The organism is Marinifilum caeruleilacunae (genome assembly GCF_013141825.1).
GTDB lineage: Bacteria > Bacteroidota > Bacteroidia > Bacteroidales > Marinifilaceae > Marinifilum > Marinifilum caeruleilacunae.
On sequence record NZ_RZNH01000072.1, the window covers coordinates 1 to 4,527 of the forward strand.

At 41.2% G+C, this 4,527-nt stretch carries 4 protein-coding genes; all 4 read left to right on the top strand.

From position 1 onward, the window contains the following. The first annotated feature begins 581 nt into the window (after nt 1–581). Entirely contained in the window at nt 582–773 is a 192-nt protein-coding gene (locus tag ELS83_RS21365) for a Rop family plasmid primer RNA-binding protein (RefSeq protein WP_004187666.1), read from the top strand. Next, nucleotides 773–1,174: a helix-turn-helix domain-containing protein gene (locus tag ELS83_RS21370; protein ID WP_065806296.1), complete on the top strand. Its 402-nt coding sequence runs from the start codon at nt 773–775 to the stop codon at nt 1,172–1,174. Before ELS83_RS21365 ends, ELS83_RS21370 begins: the two co-directional genes overlap by 1 nt. 1,198 nt (nt 1,175–2,372) lie before the next feature. After that, nucleotides 2,373–3,497 carry an AAA family ATPase gene (locus tag ELS83_RS21375; protein WP_104897464.1) on the top strand — a complete coding sequence of 375 codons (1,125 nt, stop codon included), beginning with the start codon at nt 2,373–2,375 and terminating at the stop codon, nt 3,495–3,497. Continuing rightward, nucleotides 3,490–4,272, top strand: a complete 783-nt coding sequence (locus ELS83_RS21380; protein ID WP_128319234.1) for a hypothetical protein — start codon at nt 3,490–3,492, stop codon at nt 4,270–4,272. The genes ELS83_RS21375 and ELS83_RS21380 overlap by 8 nt, the downstream gene beginning before the upstream one ends. Nucleotides 4,273–4,527: the final 255 nt, after the last annotated feature.

Consider the following 4,527-nt stretch of genomic DNA (forward strand, 5'->3'; position numbering starts at 1 on the left):
CGTTTAGTTTAGCCTTAACTGGCGCATAACTTCAAGACTAACTCCTCTAAATCAGTTACCAGTGGCTGCTGCCAGTGGCGCTTCGTCGTGTCTTTCCGGGTTGGACTCAAGTTGATAGTTACCGGAAAAGGCGCAGCAGTCGGACTGAACGGGGGGTTCGTGCATACAGTCCAGCTTGGAGCGAACTGCCTACCCGGAACTGAGTGTCAGGCGTGGAATGAGATAAACGCGGCCATAACAGCGGAATGACACCGGTAAACCGAAAGGCAGGAACAGGAGAGCGCACGAGGGAGCCACCAGGGGGAAACGCCTGGTATCTTTATAGTCCTGTCGGGTTTCGCCACCACTGATTTGAGCGTCAGATTCTGTGATGCTTGTCAGGGGGGCGGAGCCTATGGAAAAAAGGGCCGCCTTGCGGCCTTTCCTTTTCCCCGTTACGCGACCGCTCGGTTTTCTCGAGCTTTTATACGCATGCCCCTGCCGCTCGCCGCAGCCGAACGGCAGGAGCATAGCGACTGAGTGAGCGAGGAAGCGGAAAAGAGAACATCCCTACACTGAGCACTGACGCTCTGAGGCCTCTTATGACGAAACAACAGAAAACAGCGCTGAACATGGCTAAATTCATCCAGAATCAGTCTCTGCTCCTGCTGGAGAAGCTTAACGAGCTTGATCTCGATGTCGAAGCCGACCTTTGTGAGAAACTCCACGATGATGCGGAGCATCTTTTCCGTACACTGTCCTCGAGACTGGATGCATTACAGGATGGTAACTGATGGCCAGAGTGTCTATTAGTGAGGCTGCCCGACTGACGGGTAAGAGTAGAACGACACTGCACAGGTTAATTAAAGCAGGTGACCTGTCCACCTGTAGCGGTGAACGCAATGCAAAAATGGTAGATACTTCAGAGCTTTTACGTGTCTTTGGTCCCTTTGAACAACCGAAGGGTGAACACCATTCTGTACAGGTCTCTGAACAGCGTGATACAGCCTCTGCTGACCAGAGTGAACAGGTGATTCGTCATCTGAAACAGGAGATTGAACACCTGAACACCTTACTTTTGTCCAAGGATTCGCACATTGACAGCCTGAAACAGGCCATGCTCCTTCTTGAAAATCACCAGGTAAAATTAACTGAATCTCCGGCGCCATGGTGGAAATTCTGGAAAAAATCCTGATCCTGCCATGCTTGAGTTTTCTTCTCCGGCCATCCCAGGGAGTTCCTGAACCTTCCCAAAAATCGCCAGATCTCTGAACGCTCCTCACGACTAAAAATACCCACACACTACGCAAAATTAAAATTTTGCAGATTCCTTATTTAAAACAATTGGTTAATGGAAAATTAATGTGCAGTGATGTGTTACAAAGTGCAGATCCAAGTCGTGGACGACTCTATGGCGAATCGTTTACGAATTGCCCACGATTCATATGTGAATCACGCTTTATTATCATGTTGTTATGATGAATCGACTCTTGATTCAATTCATCAATTTGGGCGTTTTTTGTTCATGGTGACTCTTGATTCAATTCACGATTCGAATCGCCGGTGAATCGTGTGGTGAGTCGTCCGGCGACTTGCCATAACGTGATTGCCGGCCGTCGACGAACCCGATTCCTGAACGTGCTGAAAACCGGTTTTCCGGCTGCGCCGGCAACGCCTCACGGCCACGCAATAAATTGCGTCCCCGTTCACCGTTTTCGGATCAGAAGAACGCCGGAAACAGGACTTACCCTGGCTGAATGGCGTGAATTTCCGCGCTATGCACTTGCGCGCATACTCATGCATGCCGTAAAAACAGAGCCTGCGCGTTTCTGGCGGGTTTTCGGGTGGTTTGTTGCCTGTTTTACCGGTTTCCCGTCAGAAACGTCCTGAGGCCGTTTTAGCGGTGCGTACAATTATAGCTTTATGTTAAATGGCAATCGTAACAAAACTGTGATTGAAACAAAAACTCATAGGTGTTCAAGAAAAACACAGATAAGTATGCCGTTGAGATTCGCGTGAGTATTGGTTATTGATTTTTACATCTTTACTGGAAAGTTTAGTTAAGGGGGGGGTGAAGGCTCTTCGCGGTCAGCCATGTCGTTTAGCTAGGCATTGAGCGGTAGTGACAGCAAACGTCTTCCCACTCGCCATAGCGAAAGCGACGGTAGGCATGCACAAAAACGCTTTTACGTTTCATTTCATACTCTCCAGTCTCCGTCAGTTTTAGGAACTGACACCTATAAAATGCAGCACTAATGCGGCACTTCATAGGACTGCTAGAGCCTTCAGTTACAATACTAATTTATGTGATAGATAAAATCAATGCTTTTTATTTGGTGTAATTTTTTTACGGTGCCATGATATAGTTCTACGCTACTTTATTGGAGAATATCATGATATACAGATTTGAGGTTGAGGGTTTTAAAGGTTTTTCAGAAAAGCTGACGCTAGATCTTACTCACAAAAAAAATTATGAGTTTAATCAGGATTGCATCTTTAATGGTGTGGTAAAAAAAGGAATGATTTACGGGAGGAATGGTATTGGAAAGAGCAATCTTGGCCTTGCTTTGTTCGATATTGTAGGGCATTTAACTGATTTTAATATTAATAAAAACATGTATAGTAATTATATTAATGCAGTTAATGTTTCTGGGATTGCTAAGTTTAAATATTACTTCAAATTCGGCGATGATTTTATAACATATTCATATGGAAAAAGAAGTATCAAAGAGTTTATTTATGAGGAGCTTGTTATAAATGATAAGGTTGTAGCTAGATTTGATAGAGAAAAAGATTCTAATGCTTATTTTTCATTGTATGGAACTGAAACTTTAAACACCGATATATCGGAGTCAAATATATCTATAATTAATTATATAAAAAATAACTCAATTCTTAAAGATGGATTGGAAAAAGATCTTTTCTTTAACTTCATAACTTATGTAGATAAGATGCTTTATTTTAGATCGCTAGATTCGAATAGCTATTTGGGCCTTGAAGTTGGTAGTCACTTTATTACCCCAGATATCGTAGAGAGGGGTAATCTTGTTGATTTTGAAAGGTTTTTGAATGAGGCTGGCGTTTCTTGTAAGCTTTGCGTTATTAAAACACAGGGAAATGATGGTATTGTTGAGGATATTGGGTTTGATTTTGGTGACAAAAAAATACCTTTCTATGGTATAGCATCTACAGGGACTAAGTCACTGGCTTTGTTTTACTATTGGATGCAAAGGTTCATCGATGAAAAATGTGTTTCTTTCATCTTTGTTGATGAGTTTGATGCTTTTTATCATCATGCTTTATCCATGCTTATGGTTAAGAAAATGAAATCTGTAGGCGCCCAGGTTTTACTAACAACGCACAATACAAATGTTATTACCAATGAACTTCTTCGTCCAGACTGTTACTTTATTATGGATCATAAAGGCATTGAGGCTATATTCGAAAAAACAGATAAGGAACTAAGGGAGGCTCATAATATAGAGAAAATGTATAAAGCAGGTGCATTTAATGACTGAGTGTATACTTTTCATTTTTGAGGGCGATAAAACAGAAAAGACTATCACAGATAGTCTTTTAAAATTTTATATAAAAAACGATAAGAGGATTGTTTTTTCATCTTTTAAAACTGATATATACGCTCTTTATAAAATGCTAAGTGAAGATGAAGATCTTGATGTTTTTGCTATAATTAAGGAGAGAAATCCTGAGTTAAACGATTATACGAGAGATTCATTTTCACAGCTTTTTTTGTTTTTTGATTATGATGGCCACTCACCAGCTGCAAATGATGATAAAATTATTGAGTTGCTTGATTTTTTTAATGAAGAGACAGAAAATGGTAAGCTTTTTATTAGTTACCCAATGGTTGAATCTATAAAGTGCCTGTCTAATATAGATGCAATTGAAGAATTTTGCAATCACTCAGTGAATATTTGTGATTGCTCTGGGTTTAAGAAATACATTTCCGAGTACGCACATAAGTCATTGATTCATTTCAGTTTGTATGACCTCGTCACTTGGAATTCAATTATAAGAGTTCACTGCGTAAAAGCCAACTTCATTATTAAAGGCGACATGATATTCCCTACATCTTATTTTAATCAGCAAGATGTGTTTTCATCTCAGAGGGAAAAGTTTATTTTACCGAATAAGGTAGTTTCTACTTTAAGCTCATTTCCGTTGATGTTGTTGGATTTTTTTGGACATCAAAATTTATTCACTCGAGTTAGTGGAGTGCAAATTGAAGATGGTGATCTGTTGAGTTCAGAAGAAGGTCAGCGTACTATCTAAAAAGAAAAACCGCCTTGCAGGGCGGTTTTTTCAGAGGTTCAAATAACTTGCAGGTTTTTGAACCGAGGTAACTGGCTAGTTAGAGGAGCGCAGTCACCAAAACTGTTCGTTTAGTTTAGCCTTAACTGGCGCATAACTTCAAGACTAACTCCTCTAAATCAGTTACCAGTGGCTGCTGCCAGTGGCGCTTCGTCGTGTCTTTCCGGGTTGGACTCAAGTTGATAGTTACCGGAAAAGGCGCAGCAGTCGGACTGA

Excerpts from the sequence above, each read along its gene's own strand:
- ELS83_RS21365 (WP_004187666.1), top strand. The coding sequence starts at position 582 with ATGACGAAACAACAGAAAACAGCGCTGAACATGGCTAAATTCATCCAG.
- ELS83_RS21375 (WP_104897464.1), top strand. The coding sequence starts at position 2,373 with ATGATATACAGATTTGAGGTTGAGGGTTTTAAAGGTTTTTCAGAAAAG.
- ELS83_RS21370 (WP_065806296.1), top strand. The coding sequence starts at position 773 with ATGGCCAGAGTGTCTATTAGTGAGGCTGCCCGACTGACGGGTAAGAGT.
- ELS83_RS21380 (WP_128319234.1), top strand. The coding sequence starts at position 3,490 with ATGACTGAGTGTATACTTTTCATTTTTGAGGGCGATAAAACAGAAAAG.